This is a genomic window from Halorhodospira halochloris, from assembly GCF_002356555.2.
Taxonomy (GTDB): domain Bacteria; phylum Pseudomonadota; class Gammaproteobacteria; order Nitrococcales; family Halorhodospiraceae; genus Halorhodospira; species Halorhodospira halochloris.
The window spans coordinates 1,540,538-1,566,833 of sequence record NZ_AP017372.2; the positions used below are offsets into that span (position 1 = coordinate 1,540,538).

Sequence of the window (26,296 nt, forward strand, 5' to 3'; positions counted from 1 at the left end):
AGAGCTGCTTACCTAAACGGGGTTTAAATGTGATCGGCTATCACCACCGTAACCCTTACCAAGGCTACCCGCTTCTTGAGCAACAGGATGATGTAGAGCTAGTGCGTATTGACCCTGAGAAGAACGTGTGGCGATTTTACTATCTCTGGCTAGCACCAGATTTTTTCTGCTCAGTAAGACTGGTGCGCTTCTGGGGAAGAATCAGCACTAGTGGAGGACAGCACCGGGTAGAACCATTTGATGATATCGAGCAGGCGCGCGATGCCCTCGCAAAGATCGTTAATCAGAAGCTGCGCCGGGGATATAGATACAAAGGTGCGCTTTAGAGAGATCCTTGAAGCGCACGGGCGTAAGCCTGGCGTGCGGTGCGGGTAATCGCCAGCTGGCGGTTAAGCCGCTCGATCTCCTGATCTGCCACACGCAGGTTGATTAGCTGCTGACGGGCGTTTTCACTCATCTCATCAATCTTGTACTCGGTACCATCTATGGTGACAGTACGCTGCTGCGTCTCTTCTTCAGCCATCGTTTCCTCCTAGTTGAATGTCCGGTCTAACTCTGTGGCTCACGATTGTAACGGCTGTTGATTATAGTTCCTGATAAGGTGGCAGTACATCACTCATCAAAGGCTGCAAGATCAATTACCGCTGCCGCTTGAACTGCATACTCTACGAAGAGCTTCTCACAGGCGCGATGGTTCTGGCGCATAACCAATTCCGACTTGACTTGCAGGCCCGACGGCGCATTTACTCGCTCACGCTGGGACAACTGATCCCGCGTTATTCATGAGAAGCCGAGTTTAACCCTTAGAAGAGATGTTGCTTGAACAGGCTGAACAAGAGAGATTTGCCCCCAAAACCACTGACACAAAAGCGCCATTCCAGACTACCCTTAGGTACACCGGATTCACGATCGTTCAACTCTTCACTCCTCCGACTCCTTCGACCGGGAGCCTTTGCTCGAGTACTTCAACTTCCTAATTTCTTCCTGGGTCAGCGCGGGAGGGTCCCCGAGCCTGATATTTCTATTCAGTTCGACCATCAGAGCCACGATATCCTCTTTATCTGCCTGACTCCTACCTGACTTAATCGCCGTCATCAGGCTCTCCATTGGTAGCGAGAGAACCAACCCGCCCTCATCGAGCTGGACCTGGACACCAAGGCGGCGGAAAACCGCCAGCAATGCTTCCAGTGTGCTTGTCCTAACCTTGTCGACATCTCTAAGCGTCTCGACCCTATTGATGGTTGGTCGCGAAACCTGCGAAGCCTTGGCTAGGTCCGATTGGCTCATATTGAAAAGCGCGCGGAGAGTCCGAAGCACCACCGAAACCTGTTCAGCGTAACTTGGCAGATGCTCTTGACCTTTTCTGTCCTTGTGATTCATGATGAATATCATTACTTGCTTATGAATTTTGATGAACCATTTTAGCACCTCATGAAACACATTATGCCACCAATCGGGCTCGTTACAAACATGCTCACGGGGCTTACCGCGATTGAGGAAGCGTCGTCATCACCATGAGTTGACCCAACAGCAGACATGAAGAGCTTGCCACCACTCAAAATGATGCGTGAACGGAGCCGCAAAGATACGCCACACGCAAAGCGCGAGATGAAGTGCTCAAGGCTCTGTGCAAACAGAACGAGCATCGTATGGAGTTTGTGCCGGAGGATGAAATGCTATTAACTGACAGAGAAATCAGACAGCTCACCGGGCGGAAGCGGTTCGCCGCACAGTGCCGCGCCCTTGGCAGGATGGGACTGCCACATGATAGAGACCCGGATGGCCGTCCGCTAGTATTGCGGGAGGTAGTTATGGAAAGATTAGGTGGAGAGAAGCCATCGCAAGAGTGGGAGCCTGGAAGATGCTGAGCTTGAAGCCCTGCGCAGGGTGGCTAATGTAAGAATCAAGGCAATCATTGATATCGCTTACCTGACTGCTCTACGCAAAGGCGATCTGCTTAACCTGCGCTTATCGGATCTGTACGACGATTGGATTCAATGCCGAGTCGGCAAGACAGGTCAGGAGGTCAGGATTGGTTGGAGTGACGCGTTGCGAGAAGCTGTTAGCCGAGCTCGTAAATTGGCGCGCCGGGGAGGATTCGAACCCCCAACCTTCTGATCCGTAGTCAGAGCCTTAAACAGCCCTTAAACTTCTGATAAAACACAGGTTATGCCTTTCTGATATCTACAAAAGAAACACTCAAAACCCTACGTAAGCCTTTGATAAATAGGAGCCTGGTTGCATTTTTGTAGACAAGTTATCACGCTTCATGCTCGTATAGCTTATCCATGATCAAGTTTGCGGCCTGTGCTAAGGAGCCAAAGCAATGTCTTAAGCGCACAGCACGATCAGTAGTCTAGGAAGGTTTCACTTTCTTTGCGGTTTTGTTTATTAGGGCCACAGTAGCCGGAGCTATATATCTCCAATCCGGGCTCTGAGCGTCGTGTGCCACCTCTTCTGCGCCAGGCTCCCCTATTTGCCAGAGAGTTACCGCACCCCAGCACGTGTTGACCAGCGACCACCTTGGCCGGATAATTCAACTACTCAATCAATGAGAGTGTCCAGAATCTGCTCAGCAGGACGGGATGAGACAGGCTAATTCACCCCACCGCCACCTCTAATTGGGCTCTGAGGTGGTAACTTGCTTGAAGAGACGACGGAATGAAGGCTGTTCCCGGATACATTCTCGTCCCGCAAGTACGGTAGTATAGTAGGCATGACGATCCCGAACTGGAACCATCAGGGGGTCCTCCCCCCTTACGTAGGGAGTCAGACTGGTTCCGATGGCCGCTCTCCCTATCCGACGACACTTGTCGAAGTGTTAGAGCACTTTGGCACTTCCCCTGAGCGATGCAAAGTCCTTCGTGGGTTTCTCGACTATCGGCAGGAGCTGTACAGCATCGGGGTTAAGCAGGGATTCCAGTGGGTGAACGGCAGCTTCGCGGAGAATGTGGAGATTCTCGAGGAGCGCCCCCCAGAGGACGTGGACGTAGTGACTTTTTTTGCGGTGCCTTCGGGAGAGAGCCAGCAAACGCTCTTGGAAAAAACGCGGACGTATTCCATCCAGCCTCAGTAAAACGGCGGCATGGTGTCGATGGTTATCCAGTTCCTTGGGATGGCGGCGACTGGCAGAGGCTAGTGAAGCATGCGAGCTACTGGTACAGCCTTTGGTCTCATCGGCGTAACCACCTCTGGAAAGGATTCGTTCAGATCCCGTTGGAGCCTTCTGAAGAAGTCCCACGAGCGGTTTTGGATAACATCACGTCGGCTATCGGGGAGAATAAATAATGACGCGCCCTTCTGAACATGAGCAACTCTCTGCCGAGAAGGCGCAGCTCGAAAGTTTCCTCGCTGATGTTCCGCAGGAGAGTGCAATCGAGCGGATAGCACTAGAGGATCGCTTGGAAAGTGTTCGCGTTCGGCTCGAGGAGCTCGCCACCAATAGTAGCGAGGCAGCCCGGGTGAGTCTGACCTTCTCAGGCCAGCCCGTGCTGAACTCCGAGGGTATTTTGGCCGATTTCGGTGCAGCGGCTTTGCAGAAATTCGAACAGATGGTGGCAACGGTGGGTGCTTATCTACGCACAGGCGAACTTAGGTCCTCGGGGCCATTGCCAGCACGGCAAGAACACCGCCTTATGATCACAGGGACCACCGTGGGATCTTTTGGCTTTCATCTAGAAGAGAGGAGCGAACCTGAACAGCCGGAGATGGGGTTAGAAGATAGCTCGGTCCGAAAGGCTTTGGACCGAGTAACTCGTGTGATAGAAGGAGCTCTAGAGTCCGAAGAGGCACTAGCTGAGGAGGTCTCCGATCTTGATTCTCGCTCAGTGCGAAGTCTGCATGAATTTATGAACACAGTCGCAAGTCGTGATGCCTGGTTCCGGCTGGAGGCCGTCGGTCGTCGCGTGGAATTCCCCGACATGGAGCATCTAAGCCGTACTGTGGAGTGGCTTCAAGAGGACAATATCCATGAAGAAGAAGCGGAGCTGCGGGGCACTCTCGAAGGTTATTTGCCACACACGCGCACCTTCGAGCTTGCAGAAGACGAACTAGGCCTCGTGAAGGGTAAAATAGCTCCAGCGATTGACGATCCTCATGATTTACAGCCCTACCTGAAGAAGCGGGTTACTTTGAGCGTGCGGAAAACAGCTCTTGGAGGCGGTAAGCCCCGATTTGCTCTTGTATCCCCTCCCAGTTCGCCGGACGAGGATGCCGACGTGTAAACTAGCCGTCGTAGCCTTCTCTAGCTGAGCCAACGCTGCTCGGCATCTTCCACGCGGAGGCGGGTTTCCAGCGTGTATAGCTGGATGTCGAGCATGTCGAGCGGCTTGGCTTCCTCGCAGGGCGTACTTGGCGGCTTTGATCAGCGGATTTTTGGGTTCAAGTCCGAGTTGTTGCTATGGCTATTCATTGCGTTGGCTTCCTTCTCCCCACTTCATTGCACCCAGCCAGAGGAGCTTGCCTAATGCGGGTGCTGCTGTGGAACAAATGAAAACATACGCCGCAGGACTCCACCCAAACCAGTAGCAGATAAAGCCGGTCACGATGCTTACCACGGATAGCACGAACGCAGAGCTAAGAATAACTGGGACAAGAGAACTCCTGGGCGGACCTATTAAGAAGGCTGTCATAGCGACGACGAATAAAGAAAGGAGCAATGAGCGTACGAGAAGATCTATCAAGCTTTCGCCTTCAAACCACGGCAAGCCAATCGTATCAACTATAACTAGATTGCTAGACATAAGCGCAACGGCAAATACCCCGAGACTGCCCCCAAAACGCTCAGATAGATCACGAAGCGTATCTGGTGATATCAAACCCGACCTCCACTGTCATACCAGTTTATTCAAAAGACGCGATCTTTGCGCGTATTTTACTGATGCCGTATAACGTCATCCATAATCCCGTATTAGGACGCGATAGCATCATTTTACCTATGAAGCCCGTACTTCGATCCACGAACGTCAAACGCCGGCCAGGTACCTTCGAGGATATCAACAGATGAAGCCGCTATACTCACGCTCTCTATTGATCCCGACTTATAAACTACCGTGTTGTTTTGGTCTGTCACGATTTCTGCTACTATTATCTGATTCGCGTCACAAACAATCGCTAAATTCGGATTGTGGGTTACTATTATAACTTGCCGATGCTCTGCGGCAGATTTGATAGCACTCACAAGAGTGTTGTAAATTGTTTCGTTGTCTAGGTTGCCCTCGGGCTGGTCTATTAAAAGAGGCGTGCCCTCAGGGCTCAGAACGAGGTGAAACACTAAGAGCAAAACGCCTCTTTCACCTGGCGATAACCTTTCAATTCTCTTTTCTCCCCATCGAATCTCATATATTGCGGCGAACTTTTCGAGCCCGTACAAGAAATTATACAGCTCATGGCGGGATGCGCTTCCTTTGATTTGGTCGTCTGGGTTGCGCGTTGGCTGGTGACCTTCATCCTCTCGCAAATCAGCTCGAAGTGCTTGTTCTAGCGCCTCCGCTACTTTTGTTAACGTTCCGGCTGTATTATCAAAACACTCTTCAACTAGACCACTAGCCTTCTGTCGCCCTTCTTCGGATCCTGAAAATGTTCCGCGGCGCCCTTGATTGATATAGGAAAGGAACCCGTCAACTAATCCGACGTCTATGATTGATGCTGCAAAATTCAGTGGTACCTCGTCTACACTCAGCTCCTCTTGCCACAACCGCTGCGCAACAGGCTGATATAATTCCTCCAGCTCCTTTCGCTCATTCTCGATGGCCTCAGCAATGCGCTGGGTAATGCGGGCACGTTCCCGTCGTGCGTCTTCAAGGCGCTGGTCTAGAGTTCCATCCTGTATAACAGAGATTTCCCGTCTTAGCTTCCGCAAGCCAGACTCTTCGTCATTTAGCAGACCCCAAACTCGTTTCTTCCAGCGCGCTCTATTTGCAAGCTCGCTATCGAACTCACGCTCTATGGCGCTCTGATCCCTTTGTAGCGCTTGCAGCTCCTCGTTGCAACGTGCGCACCACGCTAACAGCCCCTCCCCTTTTTCGCTGCCCAAAATAACATGCACTCGTTCCAGAGCTCTGTTCGCTTGCTCCTGTTTATCCCAGGTTTTGTCCCATTGAATTGATAGGGAAATAAAACTTTCCGGGTCCAGATCGACAGAATAAAAATCCTCACAGTATTTCTGAATCGTGTTTTCAATATGAGCTTTTACGTTCTCACCTACGCGGCTAAGGCGAATCGCACTTTCGCTGTATTGTCTCCATGCTTTCTCAATTCGGCGCACTCTTTTTAGCCTTGCGTCGAGATCTCTAGCTCGTTTCCTTAGGCGTGCTGCGTGTTCCTCGACCTGCTTATCAGTCGCATTTATCGCTGCGCGTGACTTCACGGACAACCTAGGCTTTCCTTGCCAAGCCTCCCGTAATTCCTCTAGTCTCTGGTTCTCAAGATACTTGAGCCGCGCTATCCATTCGCTCGAAAGACGATCCTCGAGATCGACAATCTTTTCGTTTACTACTTTTAGCTCACTACGGGCCTGCTCTGCACGGTCGCGAAACGGCCGAACACTCTCCGAGACTAGCTCTCGAAAGTTATTAGCTTTCTGCCGCTTATCTTCTGGCAGGTGTCGAAAAACTACTTGCTCAAGTTCGCGCGAGAACCTCACCGGTCCTTCATCGCTGATCTCAGTGCAAATATTTTCTATATAACTTTGAGGGAGATACTCGACCTTCCTAGGTTTACTATGGTCAGTCTTTTCATCTAGGCCGATAGAAATAACCTCTCCAGAGGCCCAGGTTACTTCTGTTTCAAATTTCGAGGCAAGGTTTTGCGGTCGTTTGCAAAATCGATCCCGATTTAGAAAAGAAAACTCTTCCTCCGCGTGCGAGTTGCCAGCCAGAGCCGCACAGTCTAAAAGAGCGCTTTTGCCAGATCCCTTGTTACCAATGATAGCTACAAGGCCAGGGTTAACAGGGAGTTCGACATCAAACCATCCCGCATTTTCAGTGCTGGACTTCGGGCGAATAGCGATTTGATCAATGTAACGTGATGGGTTGCTTGCTAGGTCCTGAAGCTTGGGTGGCGTTGTACCGACGTACGAGCGAGCGGAAGGCTCATTGACACACTGACGAAGACCAGAAAATGTGAGCTCGCAGCACAGCCATGCGTCTCGTCCGAGAGGAAACTGGAAAAGATCCTCGGTCTTGTGAGAATCAGACGTAGGAATGCATAATTTGAGATCACGGAACTCTTCTCGGAATTGTTCTTTGCTTGGGGATTTTTCCCCAATTGCCCACCGGCGGGTGTTCTCATTGCTACTAAAAAGAAGGTGTGACGCTTGAAGAAGACGCTTCCGAGTAGAGTGCGCCTGCCCATGCCAGCTAAGTCTCGAAAGATCCTCGTCAGGTGGTACTGCGATTAGGTATCGTCCCGAAAAGATGCTGGGGCTTTGTTGGAGAGCGCTCTGGACGTCACTTAAAGCGACGCTTGCCTGTTGCATTCCAATTTTGAGGGCGTCTTCCTTCGAGAAGGTCTCATGTTGGCTTTGTAGTAATTCGCCGTACTGGGCCAACATTTTCTTTTTTAAGGGCCAGCGCTCGGTTGGTGACTCGGGACCTGTTTCTACGTCAAATTTTAGTTGGTTAAGGAAGCGGTCCTCGATGTCATCCTCACAAACTTCTTCAGAAAAAATGACATGCAGATTGATACGCCTGCCTTCAATTAACTGGTCTAGTCGAAGCTCAACGTTGGGCAGCAGCAGAAGCTCGCACCCGTAAACAATGTATTCTTCGGCGCAAATGTCTGCAAGCGGAGTAGGGTCGTTTTGAAGACGCTTCAGTTTCCTAAAGCCTTCAATCGTAAAGTAGTCGGTGACGCCAATTACAGAAACTTTATTGTGATATGCTTTCTCAAAGAGTGCTGCAGCGTAAGCAATAAAATCTGTCCCAAACTGGTTATTAAGGTAAGAAAATGGGGTGTGAACTTGGAGGTCCCATTTGTGCCATTGAGAGCCGCGTCCTTTGCTGCTAGCGCGAATATCTGACATCGTTTCTACCTGTATTTTTTCCTACGATCTTACTGGAACAGCCCACCTTATGATGTCCCCGACTGTCGAGTCGGCCCGAGGAACCTCCCCCCCGAGACGCTTCAAGAAACGTGCGTGACATTCTCGCATCAAACGGCTCAGATCATCGATCCACTCGGCCAGCATACCTGTAAAATGGCTTTGTCGTACTCACTGGATCCTCCTGATGTACGCTTGTCGCAGTGCCCACGACCCGATGACGTGACCCCTTCGCTCCACGGCCATTACAGCCGCCTCGTCACTACTACGGATCACTCCGCCCCTGCGCCTCGCATCGGTACTCGAGACCTCGGGATGATTGTCCCTCGGTCGGCTCCCTTGGCATCGAGAAAACAGGTTACCACGTTCTATAACCAAGCCTGGAAAACCGTCACGCCGCATATACACCGGACGCCGCGCCCAGCCAATCATCAGGCACTCGCTGGGCTCGTCCTGGGCCCTTGACACGGCCACGGTACTTATATCCTTTAGATGCCTCATCAGCGGTTCACTCTCGTTCGTCTCGGTGATCCACACCTGACAGGTCGAGCCTGCCTTTTCCCCAACGCTCACCACCACTACTCTTAACCGCAGCAGCTTGGGGTGGTTTGTGCATCCTCCTGAAAGGCGGCACCGAGGGGCCTACCCTCATCTTGGATACAGCATGCAGCCGTCACGTCCCTGCCCACGGCTGCTTCGTGGCACACGTCAAGCGGTGTTTATCAAAATGGTTATCGCCTCAAGCGATTTCAGCCGCCTTGAGATGGCACGCATCCCAGCGTACCATGCGGTCGAATGCCGGAACAGGGTGCGAGGTGCCGAAGGGGATGACTCAACAGGATACACTGGATGTCGCCGAGTCAATCGAGGCATTTCTTGCGCGCTGGCAGGGCGTGACCGGCACTGAGCAGGCCAACTCCCAACTTTTTCTCACCGAGCTCTGCCACGTCTTGGGCCTACCTACCCCGGAGCCTGCTGGGGATGATCCGCAGCTCAACGCCTATGTCTTCGAGCGCCGGCTCCATGAGCACGCCCCGGATGGTTCGACGCGTACTCGGCGGATTGATCTCTACCGACGCGGCTGTTTTGTTCTTGAGTCTAAAAAACTGCGCCAGGGTGAGCACACTGCCGGCTGGGACAAAGCACTTACTCGAGCCTTTCAGCAAGCCGAGGGCTATGCCCGAGCCTTACCAGCATGGGAGGGACGACCACCTTTCTTGTTAATAGTAGATGTGGGTCGGGTGCTCGAGTTTTATTCCGAGTTTTCCCGCAGTGGCGGTAACTATGTACCGTATCCGAATCCCAATCAGCACAGAATACGTCTAGAGGATCTTCGAGATCCGGAGATACGAGAGCGTCTTCGTCTCGTTTGGCTCGATCCAGACGCCTTAGACCTATCCAAACATGCGGCGCGTGTTACCCAGCGAATTAGTGGCGACTTGGCAAAGCTCGCCCGTTCTTTGGAGAAGGAAGGGTATGAGGTTGAAAGAGTCTCTAGGTTCCTGATGCGGGCGATGTTCACCATGTTCGCTGAGGACATTGGCCTCATACCTAATGGCCGCTATCAGGAAATGCTTAGGGAGGTGCGTCAAAGGCCTGAGGTGTTCCCGGATGCGATGCGCGCTTTGTGGGAACGTATGCGTGATGGTGGCTTTGAATCTCGCTGGTTGGTACGTATTCCGCAGTTCAACGGGAATCTTTTTGATGAGATCAATCCCATACCTCTAAATGAAGAGCAAATCGACTTACTAATCAAAGCGGCCGCCCACGATTGGACCGAGGTGGAACCGGCGATATTCGGCACATTGCTGGAGCGAGCTTTAGATCCAAAGGAGAGGCACAAGCTCGGGGCACATTACACACCTCGCTCTTATGTCGAACGCCTGGTAATGCCGACCGTCATAGAACCGTTGCGTGAAGAGTGGGCCGATGTGCAGGCGCAGGCTGCGATGCTCATCTCTCAGGGCAAAGAAAAGGACGCCCTTGCGGCTGTGGAACGCTTCTTCGGTAGGCTTCTAGAGGTCCGAGTTCTTGATCCGGCATGCGGCTCGGGCAACTTCCTTTATGTCAGCATGGAGGCCCTTAAGCGTCTTGAGGGTGAGGTCTTAGAGATGCTCTCCGAGCTTCGAGGTGGGCAAGCCTGGTTTGATGTCGAAGGTATGACAGTAGACCCTCACCAATTCCTCGGCCTCGAGATAAATCCATGGGCAGCACATATTACAGAAATGGTGCTCTGGATCGGCTATGTGCAGTGGCACTACCGCATACATGGCCGTGTGGACAACCTACCTGAACCCATTCTGCGCCGGTTTCACAACATCGAGCACCGAGATGCGCTGATCGAGTACGACGATGTGGAGCCCATGCTCGATGAACACGGTGAGCCGGTCACGATCTGGGACGGCAGCACCAGACCCTCGCCGGTTACGGGTGAGCCGATTCCCGACGAGACCTGCCGCAGAGCAGTCTACCGCTATATCAATCCCCGTCGCGCTGCATGGCCGGAGGCTGACTATATCGTCGGCAACCCGCCGTTCATTGGCGCTTCGACCATGCGCCGTGCCTTAGGAGATGGCTACGTGGATGCTGTACGTGTTGTCTACAAAGGTGAGGTGCCGGAGTCAGCGGATTTCGTCATGTACTGGTGGCACCTAGCAGCTGGAAAAGTGCGACAGGGGCAGGCTCAGAGATTCGGCTTTATCACCACTAACAGCTTGCGGCAGACTTTCAACCGGCGTGTGTTGGAACCGCACTTGAATGACGCCAAAAGGCCCCTGTCCCTGCTATTTGCCATTCCTGATCACCCTTGGGTCGATAGCAGTGATGGAGCGGCGGTAAGGATCGCCATGACCGTTGGTGCAGCTGGTGAGCAGGCCGGGGTGCTGCGGCAGGTGACGCAAGAGCAGGAAGCCGATGATGAGGCCCGGAACGTGAATCTGTCCCGCAGGGAAGGCCGCGTGTTTGCAGATCTAACCATTGGGGCGAATGTGGCGGGGGCAGTATTGTTGCACGCCAATCGCAACGTGAGCCAAAGGGGATTCGAACTGGGCAACTCAGGCTTTATTGTTACACCTGAAGAAGCCAAATCATTGCAATACGACGACCATTTACCTATCGCAGAAATCATCCGTGCATATCGAAATGGTCGAGATCTCACTCAAAGCCCACGCGGGGTCATGGTTATCGACCTGTTTGGGTGGTCTCTCGATGAAGTCCGTAAACGATACCCCGGTGTGTATCAATGGATATTGGAGCGGGTTAAACCCGAACGTGAGCACAATCGTGATCCGAGGCTCAGAGAGCGGTGGTGGTTGCATCGTCGTTTGCGTGAGGATTTGAGAATCATGCTGAGCGGCGTTAACCGCTACATCGCAACTGTCGAAACCACCAAGCACCGCGTTTTCACGTTCCTAGATGCCAACATCCTGCCGGATAACATGTTGATAAATATTGCCATTGATGACGCTTGGTGCCTTGGTATTCTTTCCTCTCGGCTGCATGTGACATGGACGCTTGCTGCAGGAGGAACCCTAGAAGATCGTCCCCGTTACAATAAAACCCGCTGCTTTGAAACCTTCCCATTCCCCGATGCGAAATCGGGGGGCAGCGCTAATATCCGCGACTTGGCAGAACGCCTAGATGGCCACCGCAAACGCCAACAGGCAGAGCATCCTGACATTACCCTGACCGGCATATACAACGTCATGGAGAAGGTTCGCGCCGGAGAGAAGCTGACCAAGAAGGAGCGCACGATACACGAGCAGGGTTTGGTCTCCGTGCTCGCAGAGCTTCACGAAGAGCTTGACCGAGCGGTATTTGCCGCCTATGGCTGGGATGATCTTGCGGACTCTCTCATTGGCCGCCCAGGTGCAACTACGCCGCGCTCGGACAAGCCCGAGGATCAGGAAAAGGCTGAGCAGGAGCTTTTGCAGCGCCTCGTGGATCTCAATGCGAAGCGGGCTGCTGAGGAGGCGCGCGGGCATGTGCGCTGGCTGCGCCCCGAGTTCCAAGCGCCGGACGAGGCGCATAAGGAGACGAGCGAGGTCGATCATAAGCCGGGTCAGGCTGAGGTAGTCGCTGAGCCTGTTGCGGAAACCAGCGGCAAAAAACATTCCTTCCCCAAAGACACCGGCAGGCGTATAAGAGCAGTTCGCAATGCCCTCGCCGAAGGACCTCAGACCACGGAGAGCATCGCTGCACGCTACAGCCACCGCCCGCGCAAGGCAGTCCGGGCGGCACTCGAAGCGCTCGAGGCCATTGGCATGGCAAGCCACGAGGGAGAGTTGTGGTGGGAAACATAGGCTTGACATTTGCTTGGAAGTAAAGAGGATTTATAAATCACCATGGCAGTACCCGACTACCAAAGCATTATGCTCCCATTGCTGCGCCTAGCAGAAGATGGACAAGAGCACTCCTTGCGGGCAGCTATTCAGTCCCTTGCCGATAACTTCGAGCTTCAGGATTCGGAACGCAAGGAACTTCTACCGAGCGGGCGGCAGTTCAAATTTGACAACCGTGTTGGCTGGGCACGCACGTATTTGAAAAAAGCAGGACTCTTGGATGTTGTTGGCTGCCAAAATCCGTACATATTTGGCGGAGGATTCAAGAACACGCATAACTACTGGGTAGCTAAAAGCTAAGACTAACTACCACGCTCTGTGTCGATTTCTGCTTTCGCTTGTCCCTTCTTTTCCTTATAAACCAGTAGCTGGCTCTGTGGGCCCTGTGGGCGAGAGCCCTGAGAGTGTGGGCAGGCGGTGGGCAACCCGCAGGGTTGTCCACGGGCTGTCCACACGGCCCGTAGGGCTCAGGGCGGCGCGAAGCGCTCGTCCACAAGTCCACAGAGCTATTGCTTAAGCAGCTAAAAGTACTGGAGATTTGCTTATAAGAGGGTGAGAATCGGTAGGCAAGTAGTAAGGGCGACGCGACATCAGGTAACCAGAGGCTGACAACCCTCCTGATGCCGCGCCCACCGCGTCCTGCGACACGGCACTTATCAGTATCCTCGGGTTTAGCGCCGTTGTCCAGTGTTTGCAATTTACCTGGATAAGCGCCCCGATGAGCCAGCCTAAAGCATTGACCCGCCGACTTTTCTTTTGCGATTGCTGCAATCGACAGGTCATGATCTGCAGTCAATGTGATCGCGGCAATCGCTACTGTAGCCAGCAATGCGCAACTGCTGCCCGCCGCCAGTCCCTGCGCGAGGCGGGTAGGCGTTATCAAGACTCTAGGCGAGGCAAAGCCAAGCATGCAGAGCGCCAGAGTCGTTATCGAGCCAGGGCCCGGACTCGACCCCTATCCCTATCCCTAAGCCGAGACAAAAAAGTGACGCATCAGGGTTCCACACCTGTTGATAGTGATGCTTCACTTAAGCTCTCGCAGCCAGATAACCAAGCTCGAGCACGGCCTGTTCAGCGGCCCGATTATCAGCAAGCGCGCCGACTCACAGAGAGCGCCCCGCGCTGTGACTTCTGCGCTCGCCCGTGCTCGGTATTTGTCCGCACAAATACCCTGCGCCGCTATTCTCGCCGCGAGCCGTTGCGCCCCTCGGGTCCCTGAGATCCGGCGAGAATTGCCTTGCGCTAAGCCCGAGGCGCATGTTTCTGCGCTCATCTCGCCGAGCATATGGAGTGTAAGGATATGGCTATATCCAAAGAGCTTGAGGCGCAGATCATGCGCTATCACTACGCCGAGCACTGGCGCGTCGGCACCATTTCCCGACAACTCAATGTCCACACCGATGTCGTCCATAGGGTGCTGGCAAAGGCCGGTATCCCTAGTGCACAACGCACTAGGCGAGAATCGATCATTGATCCCTATGTACCCTGGATCGAGCAGACCCTGGCAGATTACCCCAAAATACCAGCTAGCCGGCTCTATGACATGGCCCGCGAGCGTGGTTATTCGGGCGGCCCTGATCACTTTCGCCACCTGATAAGCCAGTACCGGCCGAAACCGGTCGCTGAGGCGTATATGCGCCTGCGTACCCTGCCCGGGGAGCAGGCACAGGTCGATTGGGGCCATTTCGGCAAACTGCCCATAGGTCGGGCTAAGCGCCCACTGATGGCATTTGTCATGGTCCTGAGCTATTCGCGCTGGATCTTTCTGCGCTTCTACCTCGGCTCATCGACGGCCAACTTTTTGCGTGGCCACGTCGCCGCCTTCGAGGCCTGGCAGGGGGTGTGCAGGTGCCTGCTCTACGATAACCTCAAAAGCGCGGTGCTGGAGCGCTACGCCGAACAGATCCGCTTTAATCCGCAGCTACTCGATCTTAGCGCCCACTACGGCTTTGAGCCACGGCCAGTAGCCGTAGCCCGAGGCAACGAAAAGGGCCGTGTCGAGCGGGCAATCCGCTATGTGCGTTCCAGCTTCTGGCCCGGTAGGCAGTTTAACTGCCTTGATGATCTGAACGAGCAGGCGCAGCACTGGTGCGTAAGCATTGCCGCCGAGCGGCGCTGCGATCAGGAGCAAAAGAGCAGTGTTCGCCAGGCATTTGCCGAGGAGCAGCCTTACCTACGTGCCTTACCCAGCGAGCCATTTCCTTGCTATGAGAACGTGCCTGTAAAGGTAGGCAAAACCCCTTATGTGCGCTTTGACCTTAACGACTACTCGGTGCCGCACGAATATGTCCGCAAAACGCTCAGCGTCAGCGCAACTCTGGAGAGGATCCAGGTGCTTGATGGCGAGAATGTTATAGCCTCGCATCCACGCAGCTATGATCGCCATGCTCAAATAGAGGACCCGCGCCATATCGATAAGCTAGCCCAAGAGAAGCAAGCTGCTCGACTACATCGTGGCACCGACCGGCTTAGCAGCTCTGTACCGCGCGCCAAGGAGTTTCTCTCGCAAGCGGCAACGCGCACCAATAGCCTCGGCAGCGTCACAGCTGCGCTACTTCGTCTGCTCGATCACTACGGCGCCAGCGAGCTCGATGCCGCCATTGAGCACGCTCTCGAGCGTGGTGTACCCCACCCACATGCCCTCAGCCAGATCCTCGAACAACGCCGCGATCAAACCCCTGGCCCGCCATCGCTGCCTCTGCGCTTACCCGAGCAGCTACGTCAACGTGAGCCAAGCATCCGGTTGCGCGGGCTCGATGGCTACGACGCCCTAACCCCTAACTATGAGAAAGACGACAATGACCCCGAAAACACCTGAGCAGCAAATGATTGAGCGGGCCAAGGCCCTGCGCTTGCATGGCATCCTCGCCCACTGGGAAGAGATTGAGGATAAGGAGTGGATCGAGCAGATGCTGTGCTGGGAAGAGCAAGAGCGCACCCGCCGCTCTCTCGAGCGCCGCCTGAGCGAAGCACATATAGGGCGTTTCAAGCCGATGAGCGAATTCGATTGGTCGTGGCCTACTAGCTGTGACCGCGGCGCTATCAATGCCCTGATGAGCCTGGAATTCATCCCCGAGGCCGGTAATGTCGTCCTGCTCGGCAGTAACGGCGTCGGCAAAACCATGATAGCCCGCAATATCGCCTACCAGGCGGTAATCGCCGGCTATACCGCGCTCTTTGTCAACGCCAGCACCATTCTCGCCGAGCTGGCCTCACAAGACAGTGAGAGGCTACTCCAGCAGCGCTTTAACCGATTCACTAGGCCACGCTTACTGGTCATCGACGAGCTAGGGTATCTCTCCTACTCGACGCGTTATGCCGATCTGCTCTTCGAATTGGTCAGCCGCCGGTACGAGAAGAACTCTATTATCATCACCACCAATCGCCCCTTTAGCGAGTGGGGCGAGGTCTTCCCGAGTGCTGCGTGTGTCGTATCCCTGATCGATAGACTGCTGCATAACGCTGAAGTGCTCGCCATAGACGGCGAGTCATATCGCTACAAGGAAGCTCAAGAACGCAGAAACACCCGAGAAGCTAAGCGCAAGTCCCCGAGCAAAAAAGCCAAAGCAGAGAGTTAATTTACCACCTGTAAGGAAAAGGACATGGCGGTGGATCTCAGTAACGTATTAGTATGTCTGAATCCTCCGCCAATTTCGTACGGTTTTCCAAAGCCGCTAACACCCTGGATGCAACCACGTCGGAGCAAGCCTCATGACCCTATGTTATAGCGTTGAACTACTGCCAAAGGAGACGGTTCAAATCATTAGAACGGGACGTTCACTTCGCTTGGAATGGGCATGTCACTTCAATTGGAATAGGACGTTCACTTCGTTTGGAATGGGGCTATCACTTGACTGGAATCTGCATCCTTCGGCACCATGGTTGGCGTGATCCCCCGAGACATGGCCCGGGGTAAACGTGGTACAGGTAGGCTAAGGCGTGCCTATTGCCCTTACTTCTACCGAGGCGTTTCCGAATGCGCTAGGCTGGTTGCCCGGGGTCAATCCGGGCAATCAGACTCTTTGGAGGCGTCGGTGACCTTGGGAGGAGGAAGCCAAGGGAGGAGCATATGGAACGTCTGCGTTCCCTCTCTATGATCGCCTGCGTATGTAATTTCAGCCTAGTCATGCACGCGGCATCCGCGGCGGATCGGGAACCGCTTTATGTCGAAGCCGCAGTAGGCGATCCCGAAAACGCAGTGGAGTTGATTGAGGCGGGCGCCGACCCTAATGCTCGGGAAGAGGACGGCTGGACCGCTCTCATGGTTGCCGCTCAGTTGAACAAGCCGGACATGGCCGAGACTCTCCTCGATCATGGCTCCGACCCCAATGCTCGGGGCGAGAGGGGCGAGACCGCTCTGATGATAGCCGCTCATGAAAACGATCCGGAGATGGCCGAAACGCTGATCGAGCACGGTGCCAACCCAAATGCTCGGAGAGAGAGCGGCGTGACCGCCCTTATGTTCGCCGCTCAGCACAACGAGCCGGACATGGTCGAAACACTCCTCGATCACGGCGCCGACCCCAATGCTCGGGAAGAGGACGGCTGGACCGCCCTCATGCTTGCTGCTCAACACAACGAGCCGACCATGGCCGAGACCCTGATCAACCATGGCGCCAAAACCGATGCTCGGAACGAGATCAACGCGACCGCCCTTATGATCGCCGCTCAGTCCAACGAGCCGGACATGGCCGAGACACTCCTCGATCATGGCTCAGACGCCAATGCTCGGGACGAGGACGGCTGGACCGCCCTCATGTTCGCCGCTCAGCACAACGAGCCGGACATGGTCGAAACACTCCTCGATCACGGCGCCGACCCCAATGCTCGGGAAGAGGACGGCTGGACCGCCCTCATGCTTGCTGCTCAACACAACGAGCCGACCATGACCGAGACCCTGATCAACCATGGCGCCAAAACCGATGCTCGGAACGAGGTGAACGCGACGGCCCTTATGATCGCCGCTACGGGAAACGATCCGGCCATGGTCGACGCCCTGCTCGACCACGGCGCCGACCCGGGGAAGCGCATCGATCAGGGAACCACGGCTGCTGACTTCGCCGAGGACAACCCGGCTGTCCGCAATTCCGACGTCTACTGGCGCCTCCACGAAGGGCGCTACGAGTAAAAGCCAGGGCCGACGGGGAAAGTTACCGGGGCCGCTCCGCCCGTCCCCCGCCCTGGCCACCAACCGCCCAATGCGGGCGCTAGAGGGCTCCGAGGTGAGACCCCCGACGCTACCCAAATCTGTGTAGGTGATGCCCCCGCAGGATCATGCGGCTCATGACCAGCAGGTTGTCGTGTGCGGTCGCACCGCCAACCGGACACCCCGCTAGCTCAGGCACCGGCTGGAACCCAGCCCGGCTTTTGATCAGTCGGGTCCAGAGCCGGACTAGCCGCTTTTTCTTACTGCACCATCTTTCATTAACTGGAACACCGCGACGTTCTCGTCCTCGGCTTCCGAGTTTGCGTTGAGCGCCTTCGCTGAAGGGTGGTGGCAGCTGAGTATTCTTTTCGCAGTGACCCGGGACAGGAACACATGCGCCTTTCGAGCTGCAGCACCTACTAATACGATGCTCTCTAGTCTCGGCATCGCTGCGATTAGCGGCCTCAGATGCTTCACGCCGGCCCGAATGTCAGCTGACTTCGCCCCGCGGATCTTCTGGCGCCCTTCACCTCCGAGGTACCAAGGCACGACGTTCCAGACTGCAATATCTTCCTTTCCTATACCCGCCTCGCGTAGCTGGCGCTGAAAATTGCGGGCCGTAGGGTCCGGGTTGTTCACGGATACATAACCAGTTTGCACGGCCTTCGGCCCGGGGGCCTCAAGCAAGAACAGGTAGTGCGCCTGCTCGTTTCCGTTCTCTGGATCAAAGCTCGGTACCTCGCAGCTAAGCCCCTGTTCTTCTCTGATCTGATTAACAATTTCGGTAAATCTCATGTTCCTAGACAGTTCTAACGCGAAGCTGGGCAGCAGGCTTTAGTGCGTCGGCTCCAGCGTGTGGTTATGTTCTACACGACCGTTGCTTCTTCTTTTATTTCGGCAATCTCATCGAAATGACCGCCGTCTCATGATGGCGAGTCATTGCCGCACTAACGGTTTCAAAATGGTGAAGAAAATACTTTGCTTCCACGGAGTCCGCGCCGACATGATCTTTCACGGCCGGAAGCAATGCGATGCCAGCATTTAGCGCCAAAGGGACGAAATTGAAAAACACGCGCTCCTTCTCGATCCCCGATGCTAGTGCTTCCGCTTCGAATGAATCCGCAGCAAGGTAGTCGCGTATGAGATCTCGCGCTCCAGCCCGGAGTCGAGATTCCGCCTTCGGAAGTGAAAGGAAGTGATCCAGGTCTGCCCAAGACAGCGGAACATCAAAGCAGTCTCCTCCCTCCTCCTCGGGGGGGGCGGGGAAGTCCACGTAGAAGTAGTTATCGGCCATCGTAGGGTCAGCCGCAACGTACCGGTGATAGTTATATAGGCTCCGTATACGATTAGCCTTGTTGTGGTGCCGAGCATTACGGATGGCGAGGATCACGCAAAGCTCGGCCGTCTCGTACCAGTTTGGGCTGTCGAGTCCCTGCTGTCGCATGAGGTCGTATAGGTTGTGGAATGCGTTCAGCTTGGCATTGATCGCGGTCTCAAGCGTTCCGATAGCCTCCGCTCTATCAACCGGCATCAGTCGTTGCAAATGGAAGTTGGATTCCAGTAACACTCGAAACGCCTGCGCTAGGTCCTCGAATGAGTATGTCAGCATCGCCTTACGCTCCCCGTGACGGACAACGCTGAACTACGGTGCTGGCCGGAGCACAGCGTAGGCCGGTCGGCTTGAGTGCCGTGTTACGCGGATACGAGTTCACGGGCGCCCTCCCTTGAAACGAGTACGCAACGAAGCGAAAGCTGCCCGAGGGCGTATTCAGGAATCTTACGCACTTGACGTTCCCACTTCGGCTCATCCGGGACCGCCAGGACATAGTTTTGCCCGGGACCATGCATGAGGAGCGCCGCTTGCCCAAGGGCCGAATACATGGCTTGTTCGGATTGTTTCGATGAAGTGCCTTCGACCTCCACAAGATAGACTCCGTGTGCCGGGTGCTCTGCCACAATGTCCGTACGCCCAAACTCCGTATGTGCCCCGATAGTCGCTCCAAGATCTACTAGCTCTGCCTCCGCAACCTGAACTCGCTCCTTCTTTCCCTCGGGGTGTTGGCCGCCGCGGGCCCTCTCCATCGCATCAACGTCCACTGTGACGACCCAGCCATCCTTTGGGTTAAATCGGTGCGCCACAAGCCATCTTTTCACCTCAAGCTGGTACATGATTCACCCTTGTCTGTGTAATGCTACGGCTCACCGGCGGGGCGGCCGCGTAGCCGTTGGCCCGTCTGGTGGATCCGATTGTTGGGCGGAATTATCGCCGTTCGAAGGAAGAAATGAGCCAGTGTATCGAACGCGTTCTTGACAACACGCGCATCCATTTCTGAATGCGGTGATTTCTCGCCATGGAAAAGATTGCAGCGGACTCGATAGATGGTGTTGAGGCAGTGTGGCCAATCAACAGGGACCGCACCGGCCGCATCTTGGTGAAAGAACGCACACCGGGGCTCATAAGCGATACCCTCGATCCCACGGTAGTGTTCGATCACCTCCCTTCGATCATCTGAGATATGCCCGAAATGCCCAGCGCGCCGAATGTCTTGGGCCTTAAAGATAGGCCAAAGGTCCGCGAAGCTCTGGACGGTTCTTTGGAAATCGTCATCTTCTTCTAGTAGCTTCGAAAACAGGTCGCGCGTCTTCGGGCAATTTGCGACGCGGCGAATCATATTGGCATCTCGATCCTCGCCCGTCACACATGCAGCCCACGCATTGAACGCGATCCACAGAAAGATGAATGGCTCAAACGCTTCTTGAGCATCGCAATCGAGCTCACGATACGCGCGATTGGCCCAACCCTCTACGAGTCGCCGTCCCTCTCGGTGCGACCTCTCGAAGCGGCCGTAATCAAGTTCTTCATTGTTGGGAACTTCGTATGGACAAATCATCGGAAATCTGCCCAACTCTAGCGCTCAGCGGCGCTCATTTTCAGAGTCCGCTGGAGGGCCTTTTTGTGCACCACCTCTTTCAAATCTTTGAAACTTGACATTGCGCTGCCCATCGAAATCGGATTTAAGGAGCGATGTACACTCCTCTATGCGATTGAATGCCAAATCTATAAATTGGGTTCCCGGAAAATCGGGACCCTCAAGCTCTGCGTCAATACAAGAAGAAGAAGCTGACTCCAATTTCTCTACAACACCAGGAGATAGAACAGCAAAGTACTTCTCCCTAAACGCTTCTAGCTGCTTTCGAGTTTCGTTAGCGGATTGAGCCATTTCCTCCAGTGCATCTCCCCATTCCATGTCGGGATAGCGCTTTTCCGGAACCATATCTTTCTTGAGCTTATAAAGCTGCAAAACCGCATGGTATTGCTCTCGAAATATGAACTCGGAGTTTTTAAGCTTTTGCTTATGAACCTCAAGGTTCTCTCGAAGACTGCCCTCTAAAGATGCAATCTGGGATTTATACAAAGCCCGCTCGTACTCGAGTTTCTTATCCAGGTAGCGCTTTCCGAGCCAGCCTGCAATGATTACTAGTAAGCTTGGAATCCCAAGTGTCTCAATCCAATCCATTGGCACCTCGGCCAGTTCTCATTTCTGTACAACGCCAGAATAATCCTTAGAGCCCGGAGTTGCTCATTCCGGTGATCGTGACCGCTGATTCCGCTGATCGTGACCGATGTCACCACCGACACCACACTGGAGCCTATTTTTTACTCTGACCGGTCACGATCAGTCAACTCGGCGACGTTTTGAGTAGTATTGGTAACCTCACCTCCTTCGTTACTGCGTAACGTAATTTTCATGTCGTAGAAGTCATTTTGCTGCGCACCATCGAGGGTTTTGAGCACCTGTTCAGTAGCATCCTCAATGATCTGCTCTAGAAAGGCCCGCTGCGTTACGCCGTAATAGTGAGCTAGGCGTTTAAGGCCGATCTTGGCTCTGTGATGGATCATCATGTTGATTCTTTCGAGCATCTGCTGCTCGTCGTCAAAGCCCTTGAGATGGCGTTGACGGTAGGCTTGTTGGCGCTGAGCGTTGGTCTTGGGCATGGTTATCTCCGTTACGCAGTAACGCTTTATACGGACCACATCTGGACGACTAAGCGCCCGCGGGTCATCGTGGCCGCGTGGTAAAACCTAGTAGCGGTGCACACAAGCCCTTCTAGGCCATAGGTACGCCGCCACAGGCGGTGCTGCCGACAGGTGTGCTGAGGCTTAGTGGCAGAGCCTGGCATAGCAACCTGCGTTACGCAGTAACACTATTGTGTGAGTTTGCGTCACCGCCAATAGCCTCAGAGTGCTGCTTGCGCATTGATTCACCACTGAGCTTGAGCCGATGTGCCCCGTGCAGAAGGCGATCGAGGATGGCATCAGCGAGCGTTGCCTCGCCGATGTATTCGTGCCAATGCTCAATAGGGAGCTGACTGGCGATTAGCGAGGAGCGTTGGCCGTGGCGCTGCTCAATCACCTCCATCAGATCCTGACGCTGAGAGGCAGTCATCTTTTGAAGCCCCCAATCGTCGAGGATAAGCAAATCCATTTTGAGCAGCCGGTTCATCAAGCGAGGATAGGAACCGTCGCCGTGGGCGATGCGCAGCTGCTCAAACAGCGTCGGCAACCGCAAATAGCGTACCGAGAGCCCTTGGCGGCACGCCTGGTTGCCGAGAGCGCAGGCCAACCAGGTCTTGCCACAGCCGGTGGGGCCGGTGATGCAGAGGTTGTGAGCGTTGCGGATCCAGCCGCACTGAGCCAGTGCCGCCATGCTCGATTTCTCTAAATCCCTGGGGTGGCGGTAATCGATATCCTCGACACAGGCTTGGACTCGGAGCTTAGCCTCCTTGAGCAAGCGGTTCAGCCGCCGGTTCTCGCGGTAGAGCACCTCTTGCTCGACTAGCATAGCGAAGCGTTGTTCGAAGGGAAGTTCGTAGGTTTCAGGCTGTGCCTGTTGCTGCTCTAGCGCGTGGAGCATGCCGACGAGCTTGAGAGCGCGTAGTTGTTCGATTGTCTGTTGATGGAGCATGGCAAGGTCCCCCTCAGTGGTAGTAGTCAGCGCCGCGGACATTCGTGTGAGCCGGTAGCTCGTCTGCAGAGTCGCTTTCCGGCTCCAATGGCAGTTGGTCGAGCCCCTGCTTGATGATGGAGGCGACGCTCTTATAGCTAGCGGCACCGATTGCTAAGGCCCGCACACAAGCCGCCTCTAGGCGGGGACGACCGAAGCGTCGGGATAGATTCAGCAGCCCTAAACAGGCGCGGTAGCTATGCTCGGGGTGGGGGCGGTTGTATAGCTGCTGCTCGACGAGCTCGGCGGTAGCCGGACCAACCGCCGCTGCCCAGTGCATGAAGCGCTGCGGCGACCACTCGCGATGGGCCTGATGGGACCTCGGCATGTGCTCGATCACAGTAGAGTAGCGCCCCTGAGCGTGACGGGCATGGCTAGCGACCCGCTGACCTTTGTGTAGAATCTCCACCGCAGTAGCGCTAATGCGTAACTCCAGCATATGACCGACTAGAGCGTGCGGGACGCTGTAAAAGCGCCCCTCATATTCAACGTGGTAGTCGATGCCTGGCTTAGCTCTGTGCCACTCGGCGTACTCGTAGGCCTCACGGGGCAGTACGCCCAGGGCTGGGCGATCCAAAGACTCAAACAAATCCCTACGGCTCTCGCTGCGACCTTGAAAGGGGCGTTCGTTGAGCACCGGTAGCAGTTCGCAGATGGCCTGATTAAGCTCCGCTAACGAGAAAAACGTATGATGACGCAGCCGCGCTAAAATCCACCGTTCGACTACCTGGACGGCCACTTCTACCTTGGCTTTGTCCTTCGGTTTGTAGGGGCGAGCGGGCAGTATGGCGGTGTTGTAGTGGGTCGCCATATCTGCATAGGTATCGTTGACTTTGGGGGCGTAACGATCTGCCCTCGTCACAGCAGCCTTGAGATTGTCAGGAATCAGAAGCCGCGGTACACCGCCGAAAAAGCGCAGCATCCGCTGATTTGAGGCAATCCAGTCCGGCAGAGACTGACTCCAGGTGGCTTCGGCGTAGGTATAGCTTGAAGCCCCAAGGACACCGACAAAGATCTGGGCAAGGCGCACTGCACCGGTATCGCGTTCGTTTACCGCTACCGTCGTGCCGCAGTAGTCGAGGAACGCCTTCTCTCCAGCGCGGTGGTGTTGCCGCATACTACGCTTTTGCCGCGAGCGCCACTGGCGATAACGGTGGCAATAATAGCTGTAACGGTAAGCCCGCTCACCATAAGTGGCAGCATACTCACCCCACAGCAGCTGCAGCGTCACCCCTTTGCGCTTGAGCTGTTGATGGATCTGGAAGCAGTCAGGCTCCACAAAGCCGCGCTGCGGCTGCTCAGAGGGGTAGAGCAGCGCCTCCAGTCGCGCCTCATCAACACCCTCGGGAAGCGGCCAATAGAGACCCTGTGCCTTGGCCAGGCTGACATACTTGCTAACTGCCCCTTTGGAGAGCTTACAGACTCGAGCAATCTGCTCATGACTCAGACCGGCTTGGTACTTGAGGCGCAACACTTCGGTAATCTTCTTCATTCGAACCCTCTCCGTTGGCATCGCCGTCTCCCTCTTCAATAGGTAAGTAAAGACAGCGGTTATGCCGATTTAAGACTAAGGATTCCAGTGGGTTCGATGATATTCCGCACCAACGTGACCGCGGTTTACGGCATCGTGACCGCGATTTACGTGATCGTGACCGCGACTTACGTGATCGTGACCGCAGTTTGCGCGATCGTGACCGCGGTTTACGCAAAGGAGATCAAAATCGGTCACGTTCAAACGGAAAACGCGGTCACGTTGGCTCGGAATTCCCGGTCACGTTCACGCGGAAAACGCGGTCACGATCGTCCGGAATACGCAATCATAGCAAGTTTCTCCTTTGCGTAGTGCCACATCACGGGCAAAGGCACACATCGGCCCTTACAGGGCTAAGTGCCTGCCCGGCCATTGGCGGTTAGGATTAAGGTGTAGCGAAGGTAGGAGGGACTTAGTGGCTAAGCAGCAGTTGCCCCGTTACATCGAAGAGCGAGTTCTTTAATTCACTTAGCTGATCGATGCGTATAGCTTGCGGGAAAAGGTGATCGACGCGGTGCTGGATACCGATTCCGATCATCTCAAGCTGTGCCGATTGGGCACGGCTGATCATCGACAGTGTGCTATCCGTATCGTTCGGCTCACCGTCGGTTAGAACCAGAACCACCTTACGAGGCTCAGAACGTGCGAGCAGATCTGCCGCTGCAAACCACAGCGCCCCTGTCATCGGAGTGCTGCCACGCGCCTTTTGCACGAAGGCTCCAGTTCTAGTGCTTACCCTGTCATCGTGGGCAAGCACTTGAGTGACATAGCTGCTTTGCCCCCTTAGTCCTGGGAATACCGAGACCGCCCTAGAGACACCGTTTATAGACTCTAGCGCCAGGGCTAGAGACATAGCCGCATCTAGGGCCAAGCGATCCGGCCCACCCTGCATCGAGAGCGAGAGATCGATGAGCAGATGCAGTGCGGTGTTAGGGGCAGGTTGCGCTCTGCTTGCCCTGAATATCCGGCTATCCGCAACACCCGCCCGGTGCAGATGTTTCGCACTTAAACGCCGGCCAGAGCGTGCGGTGCGTGAACGGGTCAATCGTTGAGACTGAACCAGCCCTTGCAGTTGGGCATTTAGGTGCGCTGAATGGACCTTGACCCGCTCCAAGGCCTCCTTGCCTAGCTCTGCATCGCCCTGATAGGACTGCGCTGTTGGCAGTAGTTGGGTGTCATCGCTAGAGTGGCTTTGCAGGATGTTGCCAACCGCCTCGAATAGATCCTCCGGCAGAGCGTCCTTATCGGCTTGCAGTGCTGCCTGTGCGGCTTGAGCTGCCAGACTTGAGTCTGGCCCTGAAGAGGAACCTTGCTCCGATGTCGAGCCTTGCTGTGACGTGCTGTCGGCCGACTGCTTATGATGATCCTCATCACCAGAGTCGGCATCAGTAGCGGCACTAGCTTTGGCATCAGCACCGTCATCTGCAGATGCACCGGCGCAATCCTCACCGCTTGCCTGCTGCCCCTCTTGGTAGGAGTCATCCTGAGCAGAATTATCCTTCCCTGATGCCTGATCATCCGCTGTGTGATCACCGGCGGGTTGATTATCAGGCTGATCAGCCGCGTTAGCTTGCTCAGGCGATTGTCCCTGTAAGAGAGACTCAAGCAGGGAGATAATCCGCTGCGCTAAAGCCATCGTCTCGGCTGTACAGGTGAGTCCCGGAATCTCGGCTAGAAGCCCATGTAACTGCCTCACGAACTGCTGACCGAATACCTGTGAGAGCACCTCTTCTGATTGCTGAGAGTGCATCTGCAGTGCGCTTTGCCGACGATAGTGATAACGGCCAATCAACAGTACCGCGTTTCCAAGCACCTGCCCCGGTGGATCTTGATCACTGGGAGGTTGCATCCGACCTGCTTCAATCAAATGCTCCAGCACCGCATCGAGGGTCTTCCTCGTCCCTGGATAAGTGGTAATCATCGCCGCCTCAATGCGGATATCCTCGATCACTCCCTCCAGAAGCTTCCCTAAGGGCTGGGGATGACGCGCCTGAGTGAAGTCGGTGAAGCGCACATGACCGGCTTCATGGGCAAGGTAACCATAAGCCAACGTCCTGCTCCTCACCTCTTCGGATAGACTCGGGATGTTAATGCTCTGCCCGTCAGTGAACGCATTCTGACCGCCAACCCGAACCTTGACGCCAAACTTACGCCCATAGGCGGCAGCCACTATCGGTAGAGCATCGTTGAGTGTACTAAGTCGCATAATCGCCTCCTAAAAACGAAAAAGGC

Annotated in this window: 24 protein-coding genes and 1 pseudogene; 12 read left to right on the forward strand and 13 right to left on the reverse strand. The window is 54.9% G+C overall.

The features are described from left to right. Positions 1 to 29: 29 nt before the first annotated feature. Positions 30 to 326 (forward strand): WGR domain-containing protein, encoded by a 297-nt coding sequence (locus HH1059_RS07040; protein WP_096409527.1) that lies wholly within the window; start codon positions 30 to 32, stop codon positions 324 to 326. Here HH1059_RS07040 and HH1059_RS07045 read toward each other — a convergent pair. The 3 genes from HH1059_RS07045 to HH1059_RS07050 all read right to left on the reverse strand — a co-directional run bounded on the left by HH1059_RS07045 (position 323) and on the right by HH1059_RS07050 (position 1,380). Next, positions 323 to 523 carry a DUF6447 family protein gene (locus HH1059_RS07045; protein ID WP_096409528.1) on the reverse strand — a complete coding sequence of 67 codons (201 nt, stop codon included), beginning with the start codon at positions 521 to 523 and terminating at the stop codon, positions 323 to 325. The two genes, HH1059_RS07040 and HH1059_RS07045, sit on opposite strands and share 4 nt — an antisense overlap. A gap of 89 nt (positions 524 to 612) precedes the next feature. Then, positions 613 to 765, reverse strand: coding sequence for a hypothetical protein (locus tag HH1059_RS13315; protein ID WP_162549248.1), 153 nt, complete (start codon positions 763 to 765; stop codon positions 613 to 615). Between the two features lie 156 nt (positions 766 to 921). After that, positions 922 to 1,380, reverse strand: a complete 459-nt coding sequence (locus tag HH1059_RS07050) for a helix-turn-helix transcriptional regulator (protein ID WP_162549419.1) — start codon at positions 1,378 to 1,380, stop codon at positions 922 to 924. A gap of 293 nt (positions 1,381 to 1,673) precedes the next feature. On the opposite strand from HH1059_RS07050, the gene HH1059_RS14105 reads away from it, so the two are divergent. From HH1059_RS14105 to HH1059_RS07070, 5 genes and pseudogenes are all read left to right on the forward strand, one after another. Continuing rightward, positions 1,674 to 1,868: a DUF4224 domain-containing protein gene (locus HH1059_RS14105; protein WP_162549420.1), complete on the forward strand. Its 195-nt coding sequence runs from the start codon at positions 1,674 to 1,676 to the stop codon at positions 1,866 to 1,868. Beyond that, on the forward strand, positions 1,825 to 2,118 hold the full coding sequence (locus tag HH1059_RS07060; protein WP_096409492.1) for a tyrosine-type recombinase/integrase: 294 nt from the start codon (positions 1,825 to 1,827) through the stop codon (positions 2,116 to 2,118). Before HH1059_RS14105 ends, HH1059_RS07060 begins: the two co-directional genes overlap by 44 nt. Before the next feature lie 598 nt (positions 2,119 to 2,716). Next, complete coding sequence (locus tag HH1059_RS13815) at positions 2,717 to 3,076, forward strand: DUF6932 family protein (protein ID WP_096409529.1); 360 nt, start codon at positions 2,717 to 2,719, stop codon at positions 3,074 to 3,076. Between the two features lie 44 nt (positions 3,077 to 3,120). Next, positions 3,121 to 3,288: pseudogene (locus HH1059_RS14110) on the forward strand (hypothetical protein); the annotation flags it as partial. Beyond that, the gene (locus tag HH1059_RS07070) at positions 3,288 to 4,223 is read left to right on the forward strand and encodes a hypothetical protein (RefSeq protein WP_096409530.1); all 936 of its coding nucleotides are present in this window, start codon (positions 3,288 to 3,290) and stop codon (positions 4,221 to 4,223) included. The pseudogene HH1059_RS14110 and the gene HH1059_RS07070, both read left to right, overlap by 1 nt. A 707-nt stretch (positions 4,224 to 4,930) precedes the next feature. On the opposite strand, the gene HH1059_RS07080 is transcribed toward HH1059_RS07070, so the two are convergent. Next, positions 4,931 to 8,023 carry a TrlF family AAA-like ATPase gene (locus tag HH1059_RS07080; RefSeq protein WP_096409531.1) on the reverse strand — a complete coding sequence of 1,031 codons (3,093 nt, stop codon included), beginning with the start codon at positions 8,021 to 8,023 and terminating at the stop codon, positions 4,931 to 4,933. Between the two features lie 845 nt (positions 8,024 to 8,868). Between HH1059_RS07080 and HH1059_RS07090 the strand changes: the two genes are divergently transcribed. The 5 genes from HH1059_RS07090 (at position 8,869) to HH1059_RS07110 (ending at position 17,509) form a co-directional block, all read left to right on the forward strand. Further along, entirely contained in the window at positions 8,869 to 12,342 is a 3,474-nt protein-coding gene (locus HH1059_RS07090; RefSeq protein ID WP_096409533.1) for a class I SAM-dependent DNA methyltransferase, read from the forward strand. Between the two features lie 42 nt (positions 12,343 to 12,384). Next, positions 12,385 to 12,681 (forward strand): winged helix-turn-helix domain-containing protein, encoded by a 297-nt coding sequence (locus HH1059_RS07095; RefSeq protein ID WP_096409534.1) that lies wholly within the window; start codon positions 12,385 to 12,387, stop codon positions 12,679 to 12,681. 1,000 nt (positions 12,682 to 13,681) lie between these two features. Next, positions 13,682 to 15,199 carry an IS21 family transposase gene (gene istA / locus HH1059_RS07100; RefSeq protein WP_096409535.1) on the forward strand — a complete coding sequence of 506 codons (1,518 nt, stop codon included), beginning with the start codon at positions 13,682 to 13,684 and terminating at the stop codon, positions 15,197 to 15,199. After that, a complete protein-coding gene (gene istB, locus HH1059_RS07105) occupies positions 15,180 to 15,959 on the forward strand; it encodes an IS21-like element helper ATPase IstB (protein ID WP_096409536.1) in 780 nt (259 codons plus the stop codon). Before istA (HH1059_RS07100) ends, istB (HH1059_RS07105) begins: the two co-directional genes overlap by 20 nt. Positions 15,960 to 16,450: 491 nt before the next feature. Beyond that, positions 16,451 to 17,509, forward strand: coding sequence for an ankyrin repeat domain-containing protein (locus HH1059_RS07110; protein WP_096409537.1), 1,059 nt, complete (start codon positions 16,451 to 16,453; stop codon positions 17,507 to 17,509). 264 nt (positions 17,510 to 17,773) lie between these two features. Here the strand turns inward: HH1059_RS07110 and HH1059_RS07115 are convergent, their stop codons facing one another. From HH1059_RS07115 to istA (HH1059_RS07150), 8 genes are all read right to left on the reverse strand, one after another. Continuing rightward, positions 17,774 to 18,322 carry a uracil-DNA glycosylase gene (locus HH1059_RS07115; protein ID WP_096409538.1) on the reverse strand — a complete coding sequence of 183 codons (549 nt, stop codon included), beginning with the start codon at positions 18,320 to 18,322 and terminating at the stop codon, positions 17,774 to 17,776. 94 nt (positions 18,323 to 18,416) lie between these two features. After that, a complete protein-coding gene (locus HH1059_RS07120) occupies positions 18,417 to 19,136 on the reverse strand; it encodes a hypothetical protein (protein WP_096409539.1) in 720 nt (239 codons plus the stop codon). An 83-nt stretch (positions 19,137 to 19,219) separates the two neighbouring features. Further along, a complete protein-coding gene (locus HH1059_RS07125; RefSeq protein ID WP_231901897.1) occupies positions 19,220 to 19,681 on the reverse strand; it encodes a hypothetical protein in 462 nt (153 codons plus the stop codon). 38 nt (positions 19,682 to 19,719) lie between these two features. After that, positions 19,720 to 20,418: a hypothetical protein gene (locus HH1059_RS07130; RefSeq protein WP_096409541.1), complete on the reverse strand. Its 699-nt coding sequence runs from the start codon at positions 20,416 to 20,418 to the stop codon at positions 19,720 to 19,722. Positions 20,419 to 20,442: 24 nt separating this feature from the next. Beyond that, positions 20,443 to 21,045 (reverse strand): hypothetical protein, encoded by a 603-nt coding sequence (locus tag HH1059_RS07135; RefSeq protein WP_096409542.1) that lies wholly within the window; start codon positions 21,043 to 21,045, stop codon positions 20,443 to 20,445. A gap of 140 nt (positions 21,046 to 21,185) precedes the next feature. Further along, complete coding sequence (locus HH1059_RS07140; RefSeq protein WP_096409543.1) at positions 21,186 to 21,524, reverse strand: hypothetical protein; 339 nt, start codon at positions 21,522 to 21,524, stop codon at positions 21,186 to 21,188. A gap of 196 nt (positions 21,525 to 21,720) precedes the next feature. Beyond that, a complete protein-coding gene (istB, locus tag HH1059_RS07145; protein ID WP_096409544.1) occupies positions 21,721 to 22,494 on the reverse strand; it encodes an IS21-like element helper ATPase IstB in 774 nt (257 codons plus the stop codon). Between the two features lie 13 nt (positions 22,495 to 22,507). Continuing rightward, positions 22,508 to 24,046 (reverse strand): IS21 family transposase, encoded by a 1,539-nt coding sequence (gene istA / locus HH1059_RS07150; RefSeq protein WP_109962873.1) that lies wholly within the window; start codon positions 24,044 to 24,046, stop codon positions 22,508 to 22,510. 75 nt (positions 24,047 to 24,121) lie between these two features. Here istA (HH1059_RS07150) and HH1059_RS13320 point away from each other — a divergent pair, with 75 nt between their 5' ends. Beyond that, on the forward strand, positions 24,122 to 24,376 hold the full coding sequence (locus HH1059_RS13320) for a hypothetical protein (RefSeq protein ID WP_096409546.1): 255 nt from the start codon (positions 24,122 to 24,124) through the stop codon (positions 24,374 to 24,376). Positions 24,377 to 24,476: 100 nt separating this feature from the next. Here the strand turns inward: HH1059_RS13320 and HH1059_RS07160 are convergent, their stop codons facing one another. Further along, positions 24,477 to 26,270: a VWA domain-containing protein gene (locus HH1059_RS07160; protein WP_096409547.1), complete on the reverse strand. Its 1,794-nt coding sequence runs from the start codon at positions 26,268 to 26,270 to the stop codon at positions 24,477 to 24,479. Positions 26,271 to 26,296: the final 26 nt, after the last annotated feature.